This is a genomic window from Rhodanobacter soli, assembly GCF_040548735.1.
Taxonomy (GTDB): Bacteria; Pseudomonadota; Gammaproteobacteria; order Xanthomonadales; family Rhodanobacteraceae; genus Rhodanobacter; species Rhodanobacter soli_A.
On the sequence record NZ_JBEPSD010000001.1, the window covers coordinates 1,630,738 to 1,653,894 of the forward strand.

General features: G+C 69.1%; 22 protein-coding genes. 13 read left to right on the plus strand and 9 right to left on the minus strand.

Annotated features, from left to right (window positions below; all coding sequences use genetic code 11):
* The first annotated feature begins 6 nt into the window (after window positions 1-6).
* On the plus strand, window positions 7-255 hold the full coding sequence (gene ilvN, locus ABIE04_RS07485) for an acetolactate synthase small subunit (protein WP_354548184.1): 249 nt from the start codon (window positions 7-9) through the stop codon (window positions 253-255).
* Window positions 252-1,817, plus strand: a complete 1,566-nt coding sequence (gene ilvA / locus ABIE04_RS07490) for a threonine ammonia-lyase, biosynthetic (protein ID WP_354548186.1) — start codon at window positions 252-254, stop codon at window positions 1,815-1,817. Before ilvN ends, ilvA begins: the two co-directional genes overlap by 4 nt.
* A 4-nt stretch (window positions 1,818-1,821) precedes the next feature.
* On the opposite strand, the gene ABIE04_RS07495 is transcribed toward ilvA, so the two are convergent.
* A complete protein-coding gene (locus ABIE04_RS07495; RefSeq protein ID WP_354548188.1) occupies window positions 1,822-2,985 on the minus strand; it encodes a GGDEF domain-containing protein in 1,164 nt (387 codons plus the stop codon).
* A 262-nt stretch (window positions 2,986-3,247) separates the two neighbouring features.
* Here ABIE04_RS07495 and ubiA point away from each other — a divergent pair, with 262 nt between their 5' ends.
* Entirely contained in the window at window positions 3,248-4,177 is a 930-nt protein-coding gene (gene ubiA, locus ABIE04_RS07500; protein ID WP_354549819.1) for a 4-hydroxybenzoate octaprenyltransferase, read from the plus strand.
* Window positions 4,178-4,194: 17 nt separating this feature from the next.
* Here ubiA and ABIE04_RS07505 read toward each other — a convergent pair whose 3' ends face one another.
* Together ABIE04_RS07505 and ABIE04_RS07510 are read right to left on the minus strand one after the other, a co-directional pair.
* On the minus strand, window positions 4,195-4,908 hold the full coding sequence (locus tag ABIE04_RS07505; protein WP_354548192.1) for a ComF family protein: 714 nt from the start codon (window positions 4,906-4,908) through the stop codon (window positions 4,195-4,197).
* A 13-nt stretch (window positions 4,909-4,921) separates the two neighbouring features.
* Complete coding sequence (locus tag ABIE04_RS07510) at window positions 4,922-5,128, minus strand: hypothetical protein (protein ID WP_354548195.1); 207 nt, start codon at window positions 5,126-5,128, stop codon at window positions 4,922-4,924.
* A gap of 156 nt (window positions 5,129-5,284) precedes the next feature.
* On the opposite strand from ABIE04_RS07510, the gene bioB reads away from it, so the two are divergent.
* The 5 genes from bioB to bioC all read left to right on the plus strand — a co-directional run bounded on the left by bioB (window position 5,285) and on the right by bioC (window position 10,095).
* Window positions 5,285-6,304 (plus strand): biotin synthase BioB, encoded by a 1,020-nt coding sequence (bioB, locus tag ABIE04_RS07515; protein WP_354548198.1) that lies wholly within the window; start codon window positions 5,285-5,287, stop codon window positions 6,302-6,304.
* Window positions 6,305-6,460: 156 nt separating this feature from the next.
* Window positions 6,461-7,666 (plus strand): 8-amino-7-oxononanoate synthase, encoded by a 1,206-nt coding sequence (gene bioF / locus ABIE04_RS07520; protein ID WP_354548201.1) that lies wholly within the window; start codon window positions 6,461-6,463, stop codon window positions 7,664-7,666.
* Between the two features lie 28 nt (window positions 7,667-7,694).
* Complete coding sequence (locus tag ABIE04_RS07525) at window positions 7,695-8,438, plus strand: sulfurtransferase (RefSeq protein ID WP_354548204.1); 744 nt, start codon at window positions 7,695-7,697, stop codon at window positions 8,436-8,438.
* Window positions 8,435-9,220 (plus strand): pimeloyl-ACP methyl ester esterase BioH, encoded by a 786-nt coding sequence (bioH, locus tag ABIE04_RS07530; RefSeq protein ID WP_354548207.1) that lies wholly within the window; start codon window positions 8,435-8,437, stop codon window positions 9,218-9,220. The genes ABIE04_RS07525 and bioH overlap by 4 nt, the downstream gene beginning before the upstream one ends.
* Window positions 9,217-10,095: a malonyl-ACP O-methyltransferase BioC gene (gene bioC, locus ABIE04_RS07535; protein WP_354548211.1), complete on the plus strand. Its 879-nt coding sequence runs from the start codon at window positions 9,217-9,219 to the stop codon at window positions 10,093-10,095. Before bioH ends, bioC begins: the two co-directional genes overlap by 4 nt.
* 51 nt (window positions 10,096-10,146) lie before the next feature.
* On the opposite strand, the gene ABIE04_RS07540 is transcribed toward bioC, so the two are convergent.
* The 3 genes from ABIE04_RS07540 to ABIE04_RS07550 all read right to left on the minus strand — a co-directional run bounded on the left by ABIE04_RS07540 (window position 10,147) and on the right by ABIE04_RS07550 (window position 12,674).
* Complete coding sequence (locus tag ABIE04_RS07540; protein WP_354548215.1) at window positions 10,147-10,980, minus strand: transporter; 834 nt, start codon at window positions 10,978-10,980, stop codon at window positions 10,147-10,149.
* 87 nt (window positions 10,981-11,067) lie between these two features.
* Window positions 11,068-11,808, minus strand: coding sequence for a hypothetical protein (locus ABIE04_RS07545; protein ID WP_354548220.1), 741 nt, complete (start codon window positions 11,806-11,808; stop codon window positions 11,068-11,070).
* A gap of 284 nt (window positions 11,809-12,092) precedes the next feature.
* Window positions 12,093-12,674: a DNA-3-methyladenine glycosylase I gene (locus ABIE04_RS07550; RefSeq protein ID WP_354548223.1), complete on the minus strand. Its 582-nt coding sequence runs from the start codon at window positions 12,672-12,674 to the stop codon at window positions 12,093-12,095.
* Window positions 12,675-12,753: 79 nt separating this feature from the next.
* Between ABIE04_RS07550 and ABIE04_RS07555 the strand changes: the two genes are divergently transcribed.
* Both ABIE04_RS07555 and ABIE04_RS07560 read left to right on the plus strand, forming a co-directional pair.
* Complete coding sequence (locus ABIE04_RS07555; protein WP_354548228.1) at window positions 12,754-13,644, plus strand: DMT family transporter; 891 nt, start codon at window positions 12,754-12,756, stop codon at window positions 13,642-13,644.
* A 66-nt stretch (window positions 13,645-13,710) separates the two neighbouring features.
* Window positions 13,711-14,823, plus strand: a complete 1,113-nt coding sequence (locus ABIE04_RS07560; RefSeq protein WP_354548234.1) for a sterol desaturase family protein — start codon at window positions 13,711-13,713, stop codon at window positions 14,821-14,823.
* Window positions 14,824-14,836: 13 nt separating this feature from the next.
* Here the strand turns inward: ABIE04_RS07560 and ABIE04_RS07565 are convergent, their stop codons facing one another.
* Entirely contained in the window at window positions 14,837-15,784 is a 948-nt protein-coding gene (locus ABIE04_RS07565; RefSeq protein ID WP_354548236.1) for a pyridoxal-phosphate dependent enzyme, read from the minus strand.
* Entirely contained in the window at window positions 15,784-16,785 is a 1,002-nt protein-coding gene (locus ABIE04_RS07570) for an aldose 1-epimerase (protein WP_354548240.1), read from the minus strand. Before ABIE04_RS07570 ends, ABIE04_RS07565 begins: the two co-directional genes overlap by 1 nt.
* 69 nt (window positions 16,786-16,854) lie before the next feature.
* Between ABIE04_RS07570 and pepN the strand changes: the two genes are divergently transcribed.
* Window positions 16,855-19,506, plus strand: coding sequence for an aminopeptidase N (gene pepN / locus ABIE04_RS07575; protein WP_354548243.1), 2,652 nt, complete (start codon window positions 16,855-16,857; stop codon window positions 19,504-19,506).
* 85 nt (window positions 19,507-19,591) lie between these two features.
* Here pepN and ABIE04_RS07580 read toward each other — a convergent pair whose 3' ends face one another.
* Window positions 19,592-19,777: a hypothetical protein gene (locus ABIE04_RS07580; RefSeq protein ID WP_354548245.1), complete on the minus strand. Its 186-nt coding sequence runs from the start codon at window positions 19,775-19,777 to the stop codon at window positions 19,592-19,594.
* A 595-nt stretch (window positions 19,778-20,372) separates the two neighbouring features.
* Between ABIE04_RS07580 and mnmG the strand changes: the two genes are divergently transcribed.
* Window positions 20,373-22,250 (plus strand): tRNA uridine-5-carboxymethylaminomethyl(34) synthesis enzyme MnmG, encoded by a 1,878-nt coding sequence (gene mnmG / locus ABIE04_RS07585; RefSeq protein WP_354548247.1) that lies wholly within the window; start codon window positions 20,373-20,375, stop codon window positions 22,248-22,250.
* Between the two features lie 63 nt (window positions 22,251-22,313).
* Complete coding sequence (locus ABIE04_RS07590; protein ID WP_354548249.1) at window positions 22,314-23,087, plus strand: RDD family protein; 774 nt, start codon at window positions 22,314-22,316, stop codon at window positions 23,085-23,087.
* Window positions 23,088-23,157 lie beyond the last annotated feature (70 nt).

The following is a 23,157-nucleotide window of genomic DNA, read 5'->3' on the forward strand; positions in this document are numbered from 1 at the left end:
GCCATCATGCAGCACACCTTGTCCATCCTGTTGCAAAACGAAGCCGGTGCGCTGGTGCGCGTGGCCGGGCTGTTCGCCGCGCGCGGCTACAACATCGACACGCTGACCGTCGCCGCCACGCACGATCCGGCCGTGTCGCGTCTGACCCTGAGCCTGCAATGCGACGACGACGCGCTCGGCCAGATCCTGCAGCAGACGCGCAAGCTGGTCGACGTGCTGCAGGTGGCGCATCCGGCGACGGCTCTCGCTGCATGAATGCCGTTGCGCCACAGGTCACCGATGACGATGCGGTGGCGAGCGGCGGCCTGCTGGCACAGATCCGCGCCGCGCGCGTCTACGAAGTGGCGCACGAATCGGCACTGGAAACGGCACCGCTGCTCGGCGCGCGGCTGGGCCAGCGCGTGCTGCTCAAGCGCGAGGACCAGCAGCCGGTGTTCTCGTTCAAGCTGCGCGGCGCGTACAACTGCATGGTGCAGCTGGATGCGGCACAGCGCGCGCGCGGCGTGATCGCCGCCTCGGCCGGCAACCATGCGCAAGGCGTGGCGCTGGCCGCGGCGAAGCTGGGCATCCGCGCCACCATCGTGATGCCGGTGACTGCGCCGCAGCTGAAGGTGGACGCGGTGCGCCGCTTTGGCGGCGCGATGGTGGATGTCGTGCTGGCCGGCGATTCCTACAGCGACGCACAGGCGGCGGCCGCGCAACTGCAGGCCGAGCATGGCGCGGTGTTCGTGCACCCGTTCGACGACCCGGCGGTGATCGCCGGCCAGGGCACGATCGCGCTGGAGATCCTGCGCCAGCATCCCGGCCCACTGCAGGCGGTATTCGTGCCGGTCGGCGGCGGCGGCCTGCTCGCCGGCGTGGCCGCGTGCATCAAGGCGCTGCGGCCCGAGGTGCAGGTGATCGGCGTGCAGGCGGCGGATTCGGACGCGATGGCGCGCTCGCTCGACGCCGGCGAACGCGTGGTGCTTCCCGAGGTCGGCCTGTTCGCCGACGGTACCGCGGTGAAGCAGGTCGGCGCGCTCACGTTCGCGCTGTGCCGGCAGCATGTGGACGCGATGCTGCGGGTGGACACCGATGCGATCTGTGCCGCGATCCGCGACATCTACCAGGACACCCGCAGCGTGCCGGAACCGTCCGGCGCGCTGGCCTTGGCCGGACTGAAGCAGTACGTCGCTGCACACGGCGCCGGCGATGGCGCACTGGTCGCGATCGTCTCCGGCGCGAACATGAATTTCGACCGCCTGCGCTTCGTCGCCGAACGCGCCGAGGTCGGCGAGCAGCGCGAGGCGGTGTTCGCGGTGACGATCCCGGAGGAACGCGGCAGCTTCCGCCGCTTCTGCGCCGCGCTGGGCCGGCACGCCATCACCGAGTTCAATTACCGCATCGGCGACGCGTGCTCCGCGCATCTCTTCGTGGGCGTGCAGATCGCCAGCCGCGACGAGCGCGAGGCACTGATCGCCGCCTTCCGCGCGCAGCAGTTCGACGTGCTCGACCTCACCGACGACGAGCTGGCCAAGCTGCATCTGCGCCACATGATCGGCGGCCGCTCGCCGCTGGCGCAGGACGAGCTGCTGTACCGCTTCGAATTTCCCGAGCGCCCCGGCGCGCTGACCCGCTTCCTCGGCCAGCTGCACCCGGACTGGAACGTCAGCCTGTTCCATTACCGCAACCACGGCGCCGACCACGGCCGCATCCTGGTCGGCATCCAGGTGCCCGCGGCCGAGCAGCCGCTGTTCCGGCGCTTCCTCGCCACGCTGGGCTACCCCTGGGTCGACGAGAGCGCACACCCGGCCTACCGGCTGCTGCTGCGCAGCTGACGGCTCAGAACAGGTCGATGCTTCCTGCCGCCATCTCGCGCCCCAGCAGGCCGCGCGCGCTCAGGTTCTCGTAGCCGTAGGTGCCGTTGCGGCCGTGCTGCTTCGCGAAGTAGAGCGCCTTGTCGGCACGGTCCAGCGCACTCGCCGGGTAATCGTGGCGGCCGACCCCGGCATAGCCGATGCTGACGGTGACGCTGCCCACCTGCGGAAACACGTGCTCGGCGATGCGCCGGCGAAAACGCTCCAGTACGGTGTGTACGATGGCCTGCTCGGTGGCGCCGAACAGGATCACGAACTCCTCGCCGCCGAAGCGGAACAGCACGTCGCCGCGGCGGAAACAGGCGCGCATCTGCTGGGCCAGCAGCAGGATCACCTCGTCGCCATAGATATGTCCGTAATTGTCGTTGATGCGCTTGAAGTGGTCGATGTCGAGGATCGCCAGCCAGACCTGCGGCGGCCCCGCGGCGAGCATGCCGTGTTGCTCGCTCGGCTCCGGTCTGGCCATGGCTGCCTGGCGCAGTGCCTGTTCGCGCTGGTGCAACAACCGTTGCAGCTGGCGCTCGAAGCTGCGCCGGTTGTACAGGCCAGTCAGCTTGTCGCGCTCGCTTTCATGGAGCAGGCCGGTGTAGTTGGCATAGATGCGGGCGAACCCGTCGGCGAGCGGCCGGCTGGTGGCCGGCGGCATGTCGCTGTCCAGCTGCAGCGCACCGATCGCGCGGCCATCGCGCAGGATCGGCACGACCAGCCGGTGCACGCTCTGCACCCTTTCCATCTGCACTTCCAGCCGGTGCATGCAGCGATGCAACAGCTTCAGCGCCGGATCGACCCGGTCCGGATCGTCCGCCTGCAGCTGGTAGGCGCCCTGCGCGTCCGGCACGCAGCGCACGATGCTTTCCACGTACGCGCCGTCGGTCGCCCGCTTGGCCAGGACCACCCGGTGCGCCGAAGTCAGTTCGGCCAGCGAAAGCACCAGGCTGTGGTCAAGCGCGGCGATGTCGCGGTGGTGGGTGAATGACGCCACCGAATCGAGCAGGCGCGAATGCACGAACGGGCTCGCCGCCGCTGACTCCGCCACCGCCGGCGCAGACATGGCGGCGGCGCCGTCGTCCGCCGCGGGCGCATCGCGCGACAGAACGGAGCCCTCTTCGGTGGTTTCGTATCCGCCCATCAACGCTCCAGGCACCGGCGGCCCTGGGCTTCGTACGGCGCATGCTTGGCGTTACCCCGAACGGTACCGCCCATAGGCCATATCGGCTGCCGGGCACCGGACTTTAGCTGGCCAGTGATCCACCGCGCGGTTCGAAGCGGCATGGCGCGCTAGACTTCCGCGCATGGCTCCCCCATCCCGCAAGAAGCACTCGCGGCGCAGCGCCGCGCCTTCCTCCGCCGTCCGGCCACGGCCCGGCCCGGCGAAAACCGCCGCCAGACCGGTGCGCCCGGCCGACAGCTCGACCCGCGCCACGCGGATACTGGACTGGCTGCTGCAGAAGCTGCCGACACGCTATCGCGAGAAAGCCCGGGACTACCTGGTGCTGACCCGGATGGATCGCCCGATCGGCGCGTTGCTGCTGCTGTGGCCGACCTGGTGGGCGCTGTGGCTGGCGGCCAGCGACTTCCCGCCGTGGAAGCTGCTGATCGTCTTCACCCTCGGCGTGTTCGCGATGCGCGCGGCCGGTTGCGCCATCAACGACTACGCCGACCGCAAGCTCGACCCGCTGGTGGCGCGCACCGCCGGCCGGCCGATCGCTTCCGGGCGGGTGACGCCGCGCGAGGCGCTGCTCGTGTTCGCCGCGCTGCTGGCGTTCGCGTTCGTGCTGGTGCTGTTCACCAACAGGCTGACGATCGAGCTGTCCTTCGCCGGTGCCGCACTGGCGGCGGTCTACCCGTTCACCAAGCGCTGGACCTATCTGCCGCAGGTCGTGCTGGGCGCCGCGTTCGGCTGGTCGATCCCGATGGCGTTCGCGGCGGTGGCCGGCACGGTGCCGCCGGTGGGCTGGCTGCTGTTCATCGGCAACATCCTGTGGTCGGTGATCTACGACACCGAGTACGCGATGGTCGACCGCGACGACGACATCAAGGCCAACGCGAAGTCCACCGCGATCCTGTTCGGCGACGCCGACCTGCCGATCCTCGGCATGCTGATGGGCACCTTCCTGCTGGCCATGCTGTTCGTCGGCCAGCGCGCCGGGCTCGGCTGGCCGTACTGGCTGGCCCTGCTGATCGCCGCCGGCTTGTTCGGCTACCAGCTGTGGCTGATCCGCGACCGCCTCCGCGACGCCTGCTTCGCCGCGTTCCGCCACAACAACTGGCTGGGCCTGGCGGTATGGATCGGCATCGTGCTGGCGCTGGCGGTGCGCTAGCAACTCATCGGGCACCGTCAATCGCGCGGCGACGGCGCCCGCGCCAGCGCCCACACGTCCACCCGCTGCACGCCGGCACGGCGCAGCACGCGGGTGCATTCGGCCAGGGTGGCGCCGGTGGTCATCACATCATCGAGGATCGCCACGTGCGCGGGCAGCGCCATGCCTTCGCGCAGGGCGAAAGCGCCATGCACGTTGCGGCGGCGGGCGATCGCGTCGAGTTCGGTCTGCGCCGCGGTGGAACGCCGGCGCAGCAGCGCGTCGTGGTGCAGCGGCACGCCGGAGGCGCGCGCCAGCGAGCGGGCCAGCTCCAGCGCCTGGTTGTAGCCGCGCCGGCGCAGCCGGCTGTGGTGCAGCGGTACGGCCAGCAGAAGTTGCGGCAGCCGGATCGGGCACGGCTCGCGCTGCCATAGCATCGACAGCACGCGGCCGACGGCGAGGTCGGCGCCGAACTTGTAGCGCGACTCCAGCCGGTCGAGCGGCCAGCCGTAGCGGAACGGCGCCCACGCCGCATCCCACGGCGGCAGGCGACGCTGGCACTCGCCGCACAGTGCCGCGGGCGTGGCCAGCGGCAAGGCGCAGCGTGCGCAGCAGCTGCGGTTGCGCGGCAACTCGGCCGCGCAGTCGGCGCACAGGTCGATGCCGTCGGCGCCGCGGGCGCCGCACAGCAGGCAGCGCAAGGGCAGCACGAAACGCTGCAACCGCCGCCATGGGGTGAGCAGTGCGTCCATGCCGATGCCCTGCTCAGCGGGCCGGCTTGTACAGCGCCGCGTCGAGGATCGACCACAGGTGGACCAGCCAACCGAGCCACACGATCCACAGCACGGCCGCCAGCACGAACATGATGATCGCCTTCAGCAACCGCCCTTGCACCAGCTGGCCCAGCCCCGGGATGAAGAAACTGCAGATCGCCGCGAGCACGTTGCCGGTACTGCCTTGCCCTTCGCTCATCCCGCCGCACTCCCCGATCAGGTGATCCCACTGAGCGGGCGATGGTAGCGGTAGAAATGCATCCGCGTCCCGTCAACCATTCGTCAAAGTATCGAGTTGACACGCTCCGGAGCGACTTCCACACTCTCGCGATTCTTGTCAGGGAGTTGCCGATCCATGGCCGACATCGCCATCCGTCATGACTGGAGCCGCGCCGAGGTGGCTGCGCTGTTCGCGCTGCCGTTCAACGAGCTGCTGCATCGCGCACATTCGGTGCACCGCGAAAACCACGATCCGAACGCGGTTCAGGTGTCAACCCTGCTGTCGATCAAGACCGGCGGCTGTCCCGAGGATTGCGCCTACTGCCCGCAGGCGGCGCGCTACGACACCGGCGTGGCCGCGCAGAAACTGATGGACACCGACGACGTGCTGGAACGCGCCCGCGCCGCCAAGGCCGCCGGCGCCAGCCGTTTCTGCATGGGCGCGGCCTGGCGCGGCCCGAAGGATCGCGACATCCCCAAGGTCGCCGCGATCGTGCGCGCGGTGAAGGAGCTGGGCCTGGAGACCTGCGCCACCCTGGGCCTGCTCGGCGACGGCCACGCGCAGGCGCTGAAAGACGCCGGCCTCGACTACTACAACCACAACATCGACACCGCGCCGGAGTTCTACGGCGAGATCATCCACACCCGCGAATACCGGGATCGCCTGGAAACCCTGGAGCAGGTGCGCGACGCCGGCCTGAAGACCTGCTGCGGCGGCATCGTCGGCATGGGCGAGACGCGCGAGCAGCGCGCCGGCCTGCTGCAGGCGCTGGCCAACCTGCCCGAGCATCCGCACTCGGTGCCGATCAACCAGCTGGTGCCGGTGCCCGGCACGCCGCTGGGCGACGCCGAGCCGCTCGATCCGTTCGAATTCGTGCGCGCAATCGCGGTGGCACGCATCCTGATGCCGTTGTCGATCGTGCGCCTGTCCGCCGGCCGCCAGCAGATGGACGACGCGGTGCAGGCGCTGTGCTTCTTCGCCGGCGCCGGCTCGATTTTCTACGGCGAGAAGCTGCTGACCACCGGCAACCCCGACGTCGAACACGACCGCGCGCTGTTCCGCCGGCTCGACCTGCATCCGCTGGCGGTCGTCGGGAACGCGGGTATCGTCGAGGATGACGCTGCCGGCTGCGGGCAAAGCTGTGCGGCGGCGTAAGAGCACCCCACCCCAACCCTCCCCTGCGAGCAGGGGAGGGAGCAAGGCGCGCAGCTTCGGCTTGGCTCCTCCCCCTGCCCAGCAGGGGGAGGCTGGCGACCGCAGGAAGTCCTTCAGGTGAGGGGGTGCTCTTCGCCCTGCGCAGTACACTGATTCATGCCCCGCCCCGACCTACTGCAACGTCTCGCCACCTACACCGCCGAACGCGAGCACGCCAAGCTGCGGCGCCGGCTGCGCACGATCGACCACGCCGACGGCCCATGGCTGGAAAGCGGCAGCCGGCGCCTGCTGTCGTTCTGCAGCAACGACTACCTCGGCCTGGCGCAGCACCCGCAACTGATCGGCGCACTCACCCGCGCGGCGCGCGAGGAAGGCGTTGGCAGCACCTCGGCGCACCTGATCTGCGGCCACCGCACCGCGCACGCGGAGCTGGAGGAAGCGCTGGCCGCCTGGACCGGGCGTGAGCGCGCGTTGCTGTTCTCCACCGGCTACATGGCCAACCTCGGCGTGCTGCAGGCGCTGCTGGCACGCGGCGACGTCTGCGTGCAGGACAAGCTCAACCACGCCTGCCTGCTCGATGGCGCGAAGCTCAGCGGCGCCGAACTGAAGCGCTATCCGCACGCCGACGTGGCGGCGGCGGCGCGCCAACTGGCGTCGAATCCCGACGCGGCCGCCCTGCTGGCCACCGACGGCGTGTTCAGCATGGACGGCGACGTCGCGCCGCTGCGCGAGCTGGCGCTGCTGTGCGCACGCGAACGCGCCACCCTGATGGTCGACGACGCCCACGGCCTCGGCGTATTCGGCGAGCACGGCGCCGGCAGCCTCGACGCCGCGAACCTGGGCCAGCACGAGGTGCCGCTGCTGATGGCCACGCTGGGCAAGGCGCTCGGCTGCAGCGGGGCCTTCATCGCCGGCCCGGCCGCGCTGATCGACGGCCTGGTGCAGTTCGCACGCCCGTACATCTACACCACCGCGATGCCGCCGGCGCTGGCCGCCGCCGCGCTCGAAGCGGTGCAACTGGCGCAGTCCGAAGGATGGCGGCGCGAAAAGCTCGCCGCGCTGATCGCCCGCTTCCGCCACGGCGCCGCCGGACTCGGCCTGCCGCTGGCGGCATCGGCCAGCGCGATCCAACCACTGCTGCTGGGCAGCTCCGAGGCTGCGCTGACTGCGGCGCAGGCACTGGAACGGCAAGGCCTGCTGGTGACCGCGATCCGTCCGCCGACCGTGCCCGCCGGCCAGGCGCGGCTGCGCATCACCCTGTCGGCGGCGCACGAGGAAGCCCACATCGACCGGTTGCTGGGCGCACTGGAAACACTGCATCTGCCGCCGGCGCGGCAGGCGCTCCCGGGCGACCACGTATAATCGCCGCCTGCTCTGCCGATTCCCCCGCATGTCGATCGTCAACATCTCCGCCTACAAGTTCATCAGCCTGGACGACCTGCCCGCGCTGCGCGAGCGGCTGCTCGCGCGCTGCGAAGCGCTGGCACTGAAGGGCACGATCCTGCTGGCGCCGGAAGGCATCAACCTGTTCCTGGCCGGCAGCCGCGGGCAGATCGACGGCTTCATGGCCACGCTGCACGACGATCCGCGCTTCGCCGACGTCGCGCCGAAGGAATCGTCGTCGGACAGCGTGCCGTTCGGCCGCCTGCGCGTACGCCTGAAGCGCGAGATCATCACCATGCGCCTGTCCACCATCCGCCCCGAAGGCGGCCGCGCACCGGCGGTGGATGCGCCCACCCTGCAGCGCTGGCTGGACCGGGGCCACGACGACGACGGCCGCGAGGTGCTGCTGCTGGATACGCGCAACGACTACGAGACCGACCTCGGCAAGTTCCCGCAGGCGATCGACTACCGCCTCGCCAGCTTCACCGGCTTCCCCGCTGCGATCGCCGCGGACCGCGCGCGCTACCGGGACAAGACCATCGTCTCGTACTGCACCGGCGGCATCCGCTGCGAGAAGGCCGCGCTGCACATGCAGGACCTCGGCATGGAGCACGTCTACCAACTCGACGGCGGCATCCTGAAGTACCTCGAACAGACCGGCGGCGCGCACTGGCAGGGCGACTGCTTCGTGTTCGACGGGCGCGGCGCCGTGGACAAACGGCTGCTGCCCGCGCAGGACGCCGGCGCATGAGCCTGTACGTCGACCAGCGCGGCCGCGGCCCGCTGCCGCTGGTGCTGCTGCACGGCTGGGCCATGCACGGCGGCGTGCTGGTGCCGCTGGTCGAGGCGCTGGAAGACCAATGCACAATGTACGTGGTCGACCTGCCCGGCCACGGCCGGTCGCGCGACTGCGGGCTGCCGCTGGAACCGCGCGCCTGCGCCGCGGCGATCGCCAGGGTCACGCCGCCGGCGTTCTGGCTGGGCTGGTCGCTGGGCGGCACCATCGCGCTGACCGCCGCGCTGGAGCTGCCGCGGCAGGTGCGCGGGCTGGCGATGCTGTGCGCCACGCCGAAGTTCGTGCGCGACGCGGGCTGGCCGCACGGCGCCGACGGCCCGCTGGTGCATCAGCTGGCCAGCGACCTGGAAACCGACTACCACGCCACCATCGAGCGCTTCCTGGCGCTGGAGGCGATGGGCAGCACCGACCCGCGCGGCGAACTGCGCCACCTGCGCGAGCTGGTGTTCGCCCGCGGCGAACCCGACCTGCGCGTGCTGCAAGAAGGCATCCGCATCCTGGAAACCAGCGATCGCCGCGCCGGCCTGCCCGACCTCGCCGTGCCCAGCGCCTGGATCAGCGGCCGCCGCGACCGGCTGGTGCCGCCGCAGGCGATGCAATGGTCGGCCAGCCAGTGCGGCGGCAGCTATACCGAGATCCAGCAAGCCGGCCACGCACCGTTCTTCGGCCACGCCGATGCAGTCGCCCAGGCGCTGCAACCGCTGCTGGCGCCCCTTCCTCTTGAGCAGGCGCGATGAGCGACTTCCAACTCGACCCCAAACAGGTACGTCGCCACTTCGGCCGTGCCGCCACCAGCTACGAACAGCACGACGCGCTGCAACGCGAGGTGCAGGCCGCCCTGCTCGATCGCCTGGATTTCTACCTGGAGGCGCCGCAGCGCGTGGTCGACGTCGGCGCCGGCACTGGTCGCGGCACCGCATTGCTGAAGCAGCGTTATCCCAAGGCCGAGGTGATCGCACTCGACCTGGCGCTGCCGATGCTGCGCGCGGCGAAGCAGCACAACAGCTGGCTGAAGCCGTTCATGCGCGTGTGCGCCGAAGCCACCCACCTGCCGCTGGCCGACCACAGCGTCGACGTGCTGCATTCCAACCTGTGCTTCCAGTGGGTCGACGACCTGCCCGCGCTGTTCGGCGAATGCATGCGCGTGCTGAAGCCCGGCGGTTTCATGGCGTTCTCCAGCTTCGGCCCGGACACCCTGAAGGAACTGCGCGCGGCCTGGGCCGAGGCCGACCAGCAGCCGCACGTGGGCCGCTTCCTCGACATGCACGACGTCGGCGACGCCATGCTCAACGCCGGCCTGCGCGACCCGGTGCTGGACGTATTCCGCTACACCCTCACCTACAGCGAGCCGCGCAAGCTGCTGGAAGAACTGCAAGGCCTCGGCGCCACCAACGCCGACCGCGCGCGCGCGCGCGGCCTCACCGGCAAGAGCCGCTACCGGCGCATGCTGGCCGCCTACGAAGCCATGCGCGTGGACGGCCGCATCCCAGCCAGCTGGGAAGTGGTCAGTGCGCACGCCTGGGGCCCGCCCGTGGGCCAACCACGCCGCGTCCCCGGCGGCGAAATCGCCAGCTTCTCGATCGACAGCCTGCGCGGCTCGCGACGCAAATAGCGCACACCGGCATGAGGGCTCCGTGCGATGTCGCGCACGGAGCCCGGTCGATCAGAAGCTGTACTTCAGCGACGCACCCGCGCCGTAGTCCGGACTGCCGTCGGCGAAGCCGGCGAGGGCATAGGCCTGCACGCGCAGGCTGTCGTTGAACTTGTGGTTCCAGTAACCGGTGAGTTCGCTCTGCGAGGCGCCGGTATCGGCGATCCGCTCGCGGTAGTAGTAGTAGGCGCCGATGTTGTCGCTGGCGCCAAGCTTGTAGTCGGCGCCGATGTTCGCGTTGAAGCCGTTCTTCAGCTGGATGTACTGCGAGCTGCCGTACTTCATCCAGCCCACGCCGCCGAACGCGGTCCAGTCGCCGCTGACCTTGTAGGTATCCAGCGAAAGGCCATAGTCGTTCTTGCCGGTACCCAGGCCCTTGTTCTCGTCGGCGGTGCCGAATTTCACCTTGCCGGTAAGATCCAGCCCAAACGTGCGGTCGGCGCTGCCGAACAACTCGTAGCCGGCCGACGCCGTGATGTCGCCCAGGCCCGAGGCCGAACCGCTGGCGGCGGTGCCTGGCGCGGGAGTCGTGCCGCCGCCGTTGCCGCGACCGCGCCCCTTCGGGTTGCCGTTGTTCACCTTGCCCACGCCGGGAATCACGTTGCCCGCACCGCTGATGTTGATGTACGGCACGGTGAGCTTGAACGTCCAGCGATCGGTCTGGTATGCCGCCGCCACCGGTACCGACCAGATGTCAGTGGTGGTGTCGGTGCCGTACTTGCCGCTGCTGTAATCGGCGCCCGCCGAAAGGCTGAAGCGGCCGCTGTCCGTCGTGGCGGCATGGGCCACCGGCGCACCGATCAGCAGCAGTCCGCCGACGATCATCCAGTGTTGTGGGTTACGCATGAAAGGTTCCTTGCTGAAAAGAGGATGGCAGCAGGCCCGGCATCACACCGGGCCTGCAGGGACTATCGCGTGTTGATGAAACCGGACTCAGCCGCCCGGGCGGCCCGCATGGTCGGGATGGTCGGGGCGTTCGGGACGCTCGGGACGATCCGGCCGGCTCGGGCGTTCAGGGCGGTCGACCTTGGCCACATGCTCGGGCTTGCTCGGACGATCGACGCCATGCACCTTGGCCAACTCGACCTTTTCCACATGCGCGTGCGTGTTTCCGTTCGCGGCGGCACTGCCGACCGCCTTCGGCGAACGCATCACGTCGCCCAGCTTGAAACCGTCGGCCTTGGCGATCTGTCCCCAGCCCTCGCCAGCGGCGCGCTGGGCCAGCACGCCGTTCAGATCGATGCTGATGCCGTCAGCCAGCACCAGCGTACCGCCGTTCAGCGCGGCAGCCATCTCGGCTGCCGTCGGGTCGGTGATACCGCTCTTGGCGAGGGTCGCCTCGGCCAGCGACAGCGCGATCTTCACGTTGCCGTAGCCCATTTGGCCGGTGGCAGGCGTGAACGTGGTGCTCGTCGTGGTTGTGGTGCCATCGGCGTTCGTGGTCACGTCGTCGAGCGTGACCGCGGTGCCGTCGCGCAACCCGGTGACGAGCGCCTGCGAATTGGTGTCCGAACCGGCGAAGTCGGCGAACTCGGTGCTCAGCCGGGTCGATTCGTTATGGGTGGAGACCGACGTATCCGGCGGCGTGGCTGTCTGCGCCATCACCGGTGCAACGGACAGTGCGCCGAGTACCGCGAGGCAGATCAGCGTGGATTTCAAATGAGGGGATTTCATGGGACGGCTCCGAAGGATGCAACGGTGGCGGAATGCCTGGCGAGACGACGCGATGTGTTTCTTCCATGCCCCTGTGTCCCTTCACATGCGGCGACGTCTCCGCGCGCATCTTTGCGTTACGCATGCACGGCACACAAGCGATGACGACGCGTCCGTTCAGCATGCATTTCACGCGCTGAACAGTGGCCACCATGGTTTCGTTCGATTGTGTGAACGGCTCGACATTTGCGGCACGTCGCCGCCCGCATCCGGCAGAGATCGAAACTTCTTGCTCCGCGGTCTGCCTAGCGCTGCCCGCCGTACCGGAAACAACCGACGAGGTGATCGTTGACCATGCCAGTCGCCTGCAGCAGCGAATAGCAGATGGTGGTGCCGACGAAGCGGAAGCCGCGCTTCTTCAGCGCCTTGCTCATGCGGTCGGACAGTTCCGTGCTGGCCGGCACGTCGGCCTGGCTGCGCCAGCGGTTGCGCAGCGGCTTGCCGTCGACGAACGACCATAGATAGCCGTCTAGACTGCCGAACTCTTCGATAACGCGGAGTGCGGCAATGGCGTTGTCGCGGGTGGAGGCGACCTTCAGGCGGTTGCGGATGATGCCGGGATCGAGCAGCAGCTTTTCCAGCTCGCGATCCGTCATCGCGGCGACGCGGGCGATCTCGAAGTGGTGGAAGGCCTTGCGGTAGTTGTCGCGCTTGGCCAGCACGGTGCGCCAGGACAGACCGGCCTGGGCACCCTCGAGACACAGGAACTCGAACAGCGCGCGGTCGTCGTGCAGCGGCGTGCCCCACTCGGTGTCGTGGTAGTCGCGCATCAGCGGGTCGCCGTTGGCGGCCCAATGGCAACGTGATGGTTCGGCAGTCTTGGTCATGATCGGCGGATGGTCGTACGGTGCCGCACAACGTAACCGACCCCGCTAGACTTGTCGCCCCACCCCGCTCCGGTTTCCCATGTCGCCCTCGCCATCACGCGGCGCGTTGTCCGCGCTGCTCGCCACCATCCTGATCTGGGCCTACAGCTGGGTGGTGATGAAACAGGTGCTGGCGTACGCCGGGCCGTTCCACTTCGCCGCGTTGCGCTACCTGCTCGGCGCCGCCGTGCTGTTCGCCGCGCTGCTGCTGTCGCGGCAATCGCTGCGGCCGCCGCCGTTGCTGCCCACGCTGCTGATCGGCCTGTGCCAGACCGCCGCGTTCCAGGGGCTGGAGCAATGGGCATTGCTCGACGGCGGCGCCGGCCACGTCGCGCTGCTGGCCTACACCATGCCGTTCTGGGCGGTACTGCTGGCGTGGCTGCTGCTGGGCGACCGCCCGACCGCGCGGCACTGGCTGGGGCTGGCGCTGGCCGCAGTCGGATTGCTGTGCATCATCGAGCCGTGGCATGACATGGGCAGCATCGTGAGCACCACCCTGGCGATCGCCGGCGGCGTCGCCTGGGCAGCCGGCACCGTGCTCAGCAAGCGCATGTTCCACCGGCATGCGCCCTCGGTGCTCAACCTCACTGCGTGGCAGATGCTGCTGGGCGGCATGGCGCTCGGCCTCCTCGCGCTGGCGGTGCCGGAGCGCGCGATCGAGTGGAACTGGGCGTTCATCGGCGGGCTGACCTACAGCGTGCTGCTGGCCTCCAGCCTGGCCTGGTGGCTGTGGTCGATCGTGCTGCAGCGGCTGTCCACCACCGTCGCCAGCGTCTCCAGCCTCGGCGTGCCGATCGTCAGCGTGCTGCTGGCCTGGCTGATCCTGCACGAGCAGCCCTCGGCGATGGAGCTGGTCGGCATCGTGTTCGTGCTGCTGGGATTGCTCGCGGTCAGCGGCGTCGGCGCACGCCGCCACCAGGGAGCACGCTGAACTATTCAGCATCCGGCTTTCGCGGCGGCGATATGATGAATCGTTGACGGATTCGCCGAGGCGTCGATGTTCGACCTGTCCCAGTGGTGGGCCCATCTGGTCGGCTGGCTGAGCGGCCATGCCGTCGTGCCCCTGCTGGATGCGCTGCACCTGGGCGGATTGAGCGGCAACCCCGACGACATCGCCGCCTCGCTGCTGATCGCCACGCTGCAGGTGGGCATCATCGGGCTGGTCTTCCGTCCGCTGGAAACCTGGTTTCCCGCCGAGCGGTGGAGCGACCGCCGGCTGACCCGGGTCGACCGCAACTACACGCTGCTGATGCTGCTGGGCATCTTCCCGCTGTTCACCTACCTGGTGCTCATGCCGTTCAGCCATCTGCTCGGCGGTGGCGGCGATGCCGTCGATACCGGCACCGGTTCGGCGCTGGCGCTGACGCACTGGGTGCCGTGGCTCGACCAGCATCCCTACGTGCTGTTTGCCGTCTACTACGTGATCTACGACTTCGTGTACTACTGGATGCACCGCACCCAGCACGCGATCCCGTGGTGGTGGGCGCTGCACAGCATGCACCACAGCACGCGCCAGATGAGTTGCTGGACCAACGACCGCGGCAGCCTGGTCGACGGCTTTCTGCAGTCGATGATCCTCGCCACGGTGGGCCTGGCGATCGGCGTGGACCCGGACGAATTCGCCTGGCTGATGCTGATCGGCGAACTGGTGCAAAACTTCTCGCACACGAACGTGCGGCTGGGCTTCGGCCGCGTGTTCGACCGCATCTTCGTCGCCCCGAAGTTCCATCGCCTGCACCACATGCTGGTCGATCCCGAGCGGCCGACGCTGCACAACTGCAACTACGGCCAGGTCCTCTCGGTGTGGGACGTGCTATTCGGCACGGCGCTGTACGGCGAGCCGCCGCGACCGACCGGCGTGGGCGACCCGATCGTCGACGCCGACAACGACCACGGCCTGGTCGGATTGCATTGGGCCGCACTGAAACGTTTCTGGGTCGCCGTGCACCAGCCCGCCGGCTGGCGGCCGGGAGAAGTGGCCTTCGGCGCGGATTACACGCCGATCCCGGTCGGCCAGCTCGACCTGCACACCCTCGCGCGGCATGCGCCGGCCGTCACCCTCGACGCGCCGGCCAGCGACAACGCCATGGCGGAATCCGCGCCGGGCTGATCCGCCCGCGGGTTCACCAGGGCAGGGCCTGCAGGTCCACGTTGCCGCCGGTGAGCACCACGCCGACGCGCCGGCCGGCAAAGCGCTGCGGCTGCTTGAGGATCGCCGCCAGCACGGTGGCGCTGGACACTTCCACCACCTGCTTCAGCTCCGTCCACAGCAGCCGCATCGCGGCGATGGTCTCAGCGTCGCTGACCGTAATCACTTCCACGTGGTGCGTGCGCAGCGCGTCGAGGTTGCGCTCGCCCACCAGCGCGCGCAGGCCGTCGCAGACCGTGTCGGGCACCACCGTGGTGACCCGCGTGCCGTGCGCCAGCGATTGCGCCGCGTCGTCGGCGCCCAGCGGCTCGGCACCGAACAGGCTCAAGGCCGGGTTCATCGCATGCGCGGCGATCGCCACGCCGCTGGCCAAGCCGCCGCCGCCGACCGGCGTGATCAGCGCATCCAGCCCGGGCGCCTGCTGCAGAAGTTCCAGCACCAGCGTGCCCTGCCCGGCCATCACCCGGGTATCGGCATACGGATGCACCAGCTCCGCGCCGGTGGCGCGCTGCACCTCGGCGCACATCGCCTCGCGCGCGGCCTGGGTCGGCGCGCAGCGATGCAGGATCGCGCCGGCGCGTTCGATCGCCTCGAGCTTGGCGCGCACCGCGCCTTCCGGCACCACCACGTGCGCAGCGATGCCGCGCGTGGCGGCGGCCAGCGCCAGCGCGTTGCCGTGGTTGCCGGAGGAATGCGTGACCACGCCGCGCGCGGCCTGCTCGTCGCTGAGCGACCACACCGCGTTGCAGGCGCCACGGAACTTGAACGCGCCGCCGCGCTGCAGGTGTTCCGCCTTGAAGTGCAGCTCGGCACCGGCCAGCGCATCCAGCGCCGCGCTGCGCAACACCGGGGTCACCCGCGCGTGCGGCGCGATGCGCGCGGCGGCGTCGCGGACCTGTTCGAAACTGGGCAATGCATTCATCACGATTCGATCTCCACACCACAACGGAAACGGCGTTCGGCACCGGGCTCCAGGCGCACCGCCTCGGCGCACTCGGGCCGGTTGAACGCATCGGCCATGCATTCCATCGGCTCCAGCGCGACCGCACGGCGCGCATCGCGGCTCACCGTGTCGGCGGTGAACGCGTGCATCACGCCGGATTCCTGCCAGACCGCGATGCCGAAACCGCTGGCCGGATCGCGCAGGCGGGTGCGGATGCGGCCGTCGGCGTCCGCCTCCAGGTCGGTATAGCCCTGGTCGAGGATGCTGTCGCCGATCCGCCGTGGTTCGCGGAAATCCAGCGCCGGCGCATCGTCCAGTGCCACGTACGCCTCCGTCCCGGCCAGCGCGATCAGGTCGGCGCCGGTGCGGATCAGGGTCTGCGCGGGAATCTGCAGCTGCCAGCCATCGACCTCGCCCGCGGCCACGCGGAAATACGGATGCCAACCGAAGAAGCACGGCGCCGCGCTGTCGCCGACGTTGCGCATGCGCGCTTCCAGGGTGAGGCCGCCGGCATCCAGGGTGTACGTCACGGCGAGGTCGATCGCGTGCGGATAACCCGGCTGCGGACGGATCGCGGACGTGGCCAGGGTGACTTGCGCGCTGCTGTCGTCGGCGCTCAAGGCGGCGATGTCGAAATCCGCGTCGCGCACGAAACCATGCCGGCTGGCGCGCGCGGCGCCGGCGACGCCGGGCTGCAGGTCCTGCGGCTGGCCGTCGAAGCGGTAACGCGCATCGGCGATCCGCCCGGCGAACGGCACCATGATCGCGAAGCGCGAACCGGGACGCGCGGCCACTTCGGCCGCGTCGCGATAACCATCGGCGAGGTCGCGCGCGGCACCGGCGAAAACCACCTCGAAGCCGAGCAGGGCCGCACCATGCCGCGCGATGCGGATTCGCCGACTGCCGTCGGCATCGGCCAGCACCACGATGTCCTGCCCGCCGAGGCGGCTGCGCCCGGCGGCATATCGCGTCGCACTCACGGGGGTTCTCCTGCCGTTGAAACACCCCATGTTAACCTGAACAGTCCCCATCCCCGTCGTCGTTCTCCCATGCACGCACTCCCTCAACAGCCTTCAGCGTCGATCCGCCTCAGCGACTACCGCGCGCCCGCCTGGCGGGTGGAGACCGTCGAGCTGGATTTCGACCTCGGCATCGACGCCAGCGAAGTGACCGCTGGCCTGCTGCTGCGGCGCGACCCCGCGCAGGACGCGCCGCTGCGACTGGACGGCGAGAACCTGCAGCTGCTGTCGATCAGGCTGGACGGTCGGCAGCTGCCCGCCACGGCGTACCGCTACGCCGGCAACGTGCTGGAAGTCGACGGCGCCCGCGACGGCAGCGTGCTGGAAACCCGCGTGCGGCTGCGCCCGGCCGCGAACACCGCGCTGGAAGGCCTGTACCTGTCCGGCTCGCGCGAGGCCGGCTTCCTGCTGACCCAGTGCGAGGCCGAGGGTTTTCGCCACATTACCTTCTTCCCCGACCGGCCCGACGTACTGTCCAGCTACACGGTCACCCTGCGCGCCGACCGCGCGCGCTTTCCGGTGCTGCTGGCCGGCGGCAACCCGGACGGCGCCGGCGAGCTGGAGGGCGGCCGGCACTGGGCGCGCTTCATCGACCCGCATCCGAAGCCGAGCTATTTGTTCGCCCTGGTCGCCGGACGGCTGGAAAAGATCGAGCGCGACTACGTCACCGCCGACGGCCGCGCCGTGCAGCTGAAGATCTGGGCCGAGGCGGACGCGATCGACCGTTGCCACTACGCGATGGACGCGCTGGAACGTTCGATGCGCTGGGACGAACAGGCCTACGGCTGCAACTACGACCTGGATGTGTTCCACGTCGTCGCCACCCATGACTTCAACATGGGCGCGATGGAGAACAAGGGCCTCAACATCTTCAACGCGAAGTGCCTGCTGGCCGAACCGGACTCGACCACCGACGACGAGTACCGCCACGTCGAGGCGGTGGTGGCGCACGAGTACTTCCACAACTGGAGCGGCAACCGCGTCACCTGCCGCGACTGGTTCCAGCTGTCGCTGAAGGAAGGGCTGACCGTGTTCCGCGAGCAGAGCTTCTCGGCCGACATGAACTCGGCGCCGCTGAAGCGCATCGAGGACGTCGCCCTGCTGCGCCGCGCGCAGTTCCCCGAGGACGCCGGCCCGCTGGCGCATCCGGTGCGCCCGGCGCAGTACAGCGAGATCAACAATTTCTACACCGCCACCGTCTACGAGAAAGGCGCCGAGCTGGTGCGCATGCTGGCCGGCGCGCTGGGCCGGGATGGCTTCCGCCGCGGCATGGACCGCTACTTCGCGCGCAACGACGGCCGCGCCGCCACGATCGAGGATTTCCTCGCCGCGCTGGGCGAGGCGAACCGTACCGACCTCACGCCCTACCTCGCCTGGTACGGCCAGGCCGGCACGCCGCGGCTGAAGGCGCACGGCCATTACGATGCGGCCAGGCACGAGTACACCCTGACCCTGGCCCAGCACATGCCGGGCAACCACGGCACGGAAGCCCGGCCACCGTTGCCGATCCCGGTCAAGCTGGCGCTGTTCACACCCCACGGCGACATGCTGCCGCTGCATCTGGACGGCCAGACGTCCAAAACGGGCAACGAGCTCGTGGTGGTGCTGGCCCAGGCCGAGCAGAACTTCGTTTTCACCAATGTCGCTACTGCGCCGGTACCCTCGCTGCTGCGCGGGTTTTCCGCGCCGGTGATCCTGGAATGCGACTACACGCCGGACGAGCTGGCGTTGCTGCTGGCCCACGACGTCGACGGCTTCAACCGCTGGGAGGCCGGCCAGCAACTCGCCGCGCGCGCCTACGAGGACTTGCGCGACGGCACCGCTGCCATCGCCCTGCAAGCCTGGTGCGATGCGCTGGCCAAGCTGTTCGACAACGCCGCCATCGACGACGCGCTGCTGGCCGACCTGCTGACGCCGCCGGGCGAGGTCGAACTGGCCGAGCGCGAAAGCGCGATCGATCCGCAGCGCATCCACAGCCTGCGCCAGACGCTGCAGCAGCGGCTGGCGGAGCGGCTGGGCGCCCTCGCCCTGCGCCAGCGTTACGCGGCGCTGGTTGCGCATACCACGATCGAACTCGATGCGATCAGCCAGGCACGTCGCCGGCTCAAGCGCCGCGTGCTGGAGCTGCTGGCGCTGCTCGACCACGACGGCGCCTGCGAACTGGCGGCCGGACAGTACCGTGACGCGCCCGGCATGACCGACCGTCTCGCCGCGCTGGCCGTACTGGTGCGAAACGATGCCGCACAAGTTGGCGCGGCGCTGCACGACTATCGCGAACGCCATGCCGACAACGCGCTGGCGCTGGACAAGTGGTTCGCGGTGCAGGCGCAGCTGCCGGGCGAACCCGCGCTGGATCGCGTGCGCGCACTGGAGCACGATGCCGCGTTCACGCTGAAGAACCCGAACCGGGTGCAGTCGCTACTGGGCGCCTTCGTGCGCAACAACCCCAGCGGTTTCCACCGCCTCGACGGCGCCGGCTACCGGCTGCTGGCCGAACGGCTGGTGGCGCTGGATGCGTTGAACCCGCAAGTCGCGGCACGCCTGGCCACGGCATTCAACGGCTGGCAGCGCCTGGAACCGCAGCGGCGCGAGGCCGCGCGTGCGGCGATCGTGGAACTGGCCGGGCATCGCGGGCTTTCCCGCAACCTGGCCGAAATCATCGGCAGCGTGCTGAACCACTGATCGAACGCGGCGGCATTGAGCCTGTTCCGCGTAGTCGCCTGGTGTGCGTAGCGGTATCGCCACGCACACGGGCGGGATGTTTCATTCAGACGGCCAGATGATCGAGTGCATCGAGCAGGCTCTGCATGCGCGACTCCAGGTTCGGCTGCAGCGTCTCGCGCTCGCTGTCTTCGCGCTCGCTCAAGCCGTCGATGGCCATCTCGACTTGGCCAAGTTCGACCAGCAGGTCATGATGCGGATAAACCGGTTGGAAATCGAAGCTCATGTCCATGGCGTATTCCTCTGGTCGGTAACGAAGGAGATGCAACCGCCATGCCAATGTGTGATGCCAATCACGGCTGATTCACGCTTTTCATCACACGACTGACGCTGCACGTCATCTGCTGCCGCGATCGGGCACAAAATCCCTTTTCAGTCACCCCATGTTCACGCATTTGCGGTGAATATCGACCTGCGTTTACGGCAGCAGCCGCTGCTCATCGCCAGATGGTTTCCGGTTTCTGGCGTCCGGCAATACGGTCATCCTGGATTCCCCCTGTTCCTGAGACCGCCGGACGCCAGATCTATCAGCACAAGGCCCCGCGGCCACCAAGCCGCGGGGCCTTGTCTTTGTGGGGTTTGGCGGACTTTCCTGGCGCACAAAAGGCGACGGCACCCCGAAGGGTGCCGTCTTGCTTCCTTTCCTGGTACGCGATCGAACCCCTGTCCGTCCGATCTCGGCGCGCGTGGTCGCGCAGCGTCTGCCCCTGAAAGTGCTGGTTCTTGGAAGCAGGAAACGTGCCATCCGATCCGATCGGCTCGCAAGGCGTTGATGGCGTTACCATGGCGCCCCGTTTCGTCACTTTTTGCACGCTCAGGTCAGTTCGATGCGCCATCCGACCCACTACGACGTCATCGTGATCGGCGGCGGCCACGCCGGCACCGAAGCCGCGCTGGCCGCCGCGCGCGCCGGTGCGCGCACGCTGCTGCTCAGCCACAACATCGAGACGATCGGCCAGATGAGCTGCAATCCCGCCATCGGTGGCATCGGCAAGGGCCACCTGGTCAAGGAAATCGACGCGCTCGGTGGGGCGATGGCGCACGCCGCCGATCGCGCCGGCATCCAGTGGCGCACGCTGAACGCATCGAAGGGGCCGGCCGTGCGCGCCACCCGCTGCCAGGCCGACCGCGCGCTGTACAAGGCGGCGATCCGCCACACGGTGGAAACCCAGCCGAACCTCGAGCTGTTCCAGCAGGCGGTGGACGACCTGATCATCGAGCACGGCCGCGTCACCGGCGTGGTCACCCAGATGGGCTTGTCGTTCGGCGCGACGACCGTCGTACTCACCGCCGGCACCTTCCTCGCCGGCAAGATCCACATCGGTCAGGCGCAGTACGCCGGAGGCCGTGCCGGCGATCCGCCGGCCAGCACGCTAGCGACGAAGCTGCGCGAGCTGCCGGTCGCCGCCGACCGCCTGAAGACCGGAACGCCGCCGCGCATCGACCTGCGCAGCATCGACTTCAGCGGCCTGGAAGAGCAGCCCGGCGACGCGCCGGCGCCGGTGTTCTCCTACCTCGGTTCGCGCGACGAGCACCCGCGCCAGGTCAGCTGCTGGATCACCCACACCAGCGAGCAGACGCACGAGATCATTCGCGGCGCGCTGGATCGTTCGCCGTTGTACACCGGCCAGATCGAGGGCGTCGGCCCGCGCTACTGTCCGTCGATCGAGGACAAGGTGGTGCGCTTCGCCGAGAAGTCGTCGCACCAGATCTTCATCGAGCCGGAAGGGCTGGACACGTTCGAGATCTATCCGAACGGTATCTCCACCTCGCTGCCGTACGACGTGCAGCTGGCCCTGGTGCATTCGATCAAGGGCTTTGAACACGCCCACATCACCCGCCCCGGCTACGCGATCGAGTACGACTACTTCGATCCGCGCGGACTCCACCCGTGGCTGGAGACCAAGGCGATCCCCGGCCTGTACTTCGCCGGCCAGATCAACGGCACCACCGGCTACGAGGAAGCCGCCGCGCAGGGCCTGATCGCCGGCCTCAACGCCGCGCTCGCGGTGCAGGGCAAGGCACCGTGGTATCCGCGCCGCGACGAGGCGTACATCGGCGTGCTGATCGACGACCTCACCAGCAACGGCACGATCGAGCCGTACCGCATGTTCACCTCACGCGCCGAATACCGGCTGCACCTACGCGAGGACAATGCCGACCTGCGCCTCACCGAGAAGGGTTTCGAACTCGGCGTGGTACCGCAAGCGCGCTTCGACGCCCTGCGTGCCAAGCGCGAGGCCGTGGAGCGCGAGCTGCAGCGTTTGGGCGCACTGTGGGTGACCCCGGCGAACGCGCGCGGCGCGGCGGTCGAGCGCCAGCTCGGCATCGCGGTCAGTCGCGAGACCAGCGCCATCGACCTGCTGCGCCGGCCCGAACTCGATTACGCCACGCTCGCCGCCGTTCCCGAACTGGGGCCGCCGGTGCAGCGCGCCGACGTCGCCGCGCAGGTCGAGGTGCAGGTGAAATACGCCGGCTACCTCGAGCGCCAGCGCGAGGAAATCGAACGCCAGCGCCGCCACGAGCACCTGGCGATTCCCGCCGGCTTCGACTACGACAAGGTGCGCGGGCTGTCGGCCGAAGTACTGCTGAAACTGAAGCGTTCGCTGCCGGCCACGGTCGGCCAGGCCGCGCGCGTCAGCGGCATCACCCCCGCGGCGATCTCGCTGTTGCTGGTGCACCTGAAGCGCCGCGACGCCGCCTGAGCTGTCCGCGCGGCAACCCGCTCATGGCATCATGCGCACCTTGACCAAGACGGGAGCGCAAGCATGGAGATCTGGATCGGCCGCGACGGCGAACGGCATGGCCCCTACCAGGAAGACGACGTGCGCCAGTGGCTGCGCAGCGGCCAGGTAAGCCCGCAGGATCTGGCCTGGTACGAGGGCCTCGCCGATTGGCAACCGTTGTCGGTACTGTTTCCCGACACGCCGCCCGCGCCGCCACCCGCCGCCAGCAACCCCTACGCTGCACCCACCGCCCCCTTGCTGCCGCAGACCACCGCCGCGGCGCTGGAGGATCATGCCGGCTTCTGGAAGCGCGTGGCTGCCTACATCCTCGACGGGATCATCCTGTACATCCCGCAGATGCTGATCGAGAAGGCGTTCGGCGGCGATGCCGCCAAGGCGGCGCTGAAGCAGGCCAGCCTGGATGCGGTGGGCAACCCCGATGCCATGATGGCAGCCAACATGCATTACTACTCCACGATGTGGCCGGCGATGCTGCTCATCCTGGTGATGGGCGTGCTGTACTTCGCCCTGTGCGAAAGTTCGGCCTGGCAAGGCACGCTGGGCAAGCTGGCGCTGGGCATCCGGGTCACCGACCTGCAGGGCAAACGGATCAGCTTCCCACGCGCGCTGGGCCGCTACTTCGCCAAGATCCTCAGCGCCATCATTCTGGGCATCGGTTTCCTCATGGTCGCCTGGACCCAGCGCAAGCAGGGCCTGCACGACATGATCTGCGACACCCTGGTACTGAACGGCCGCGCCAGCGAGTTCAAGCCGACGCAGGCATCGTCCGGCAACCGCAACTCGTTCAGCGCCTGATCCAGCAACCTCGCCACGGCGCCGCGGTCGATCCGCGGCGCCGTTCTCGTTTGCGCGACGGCGCGCCCGC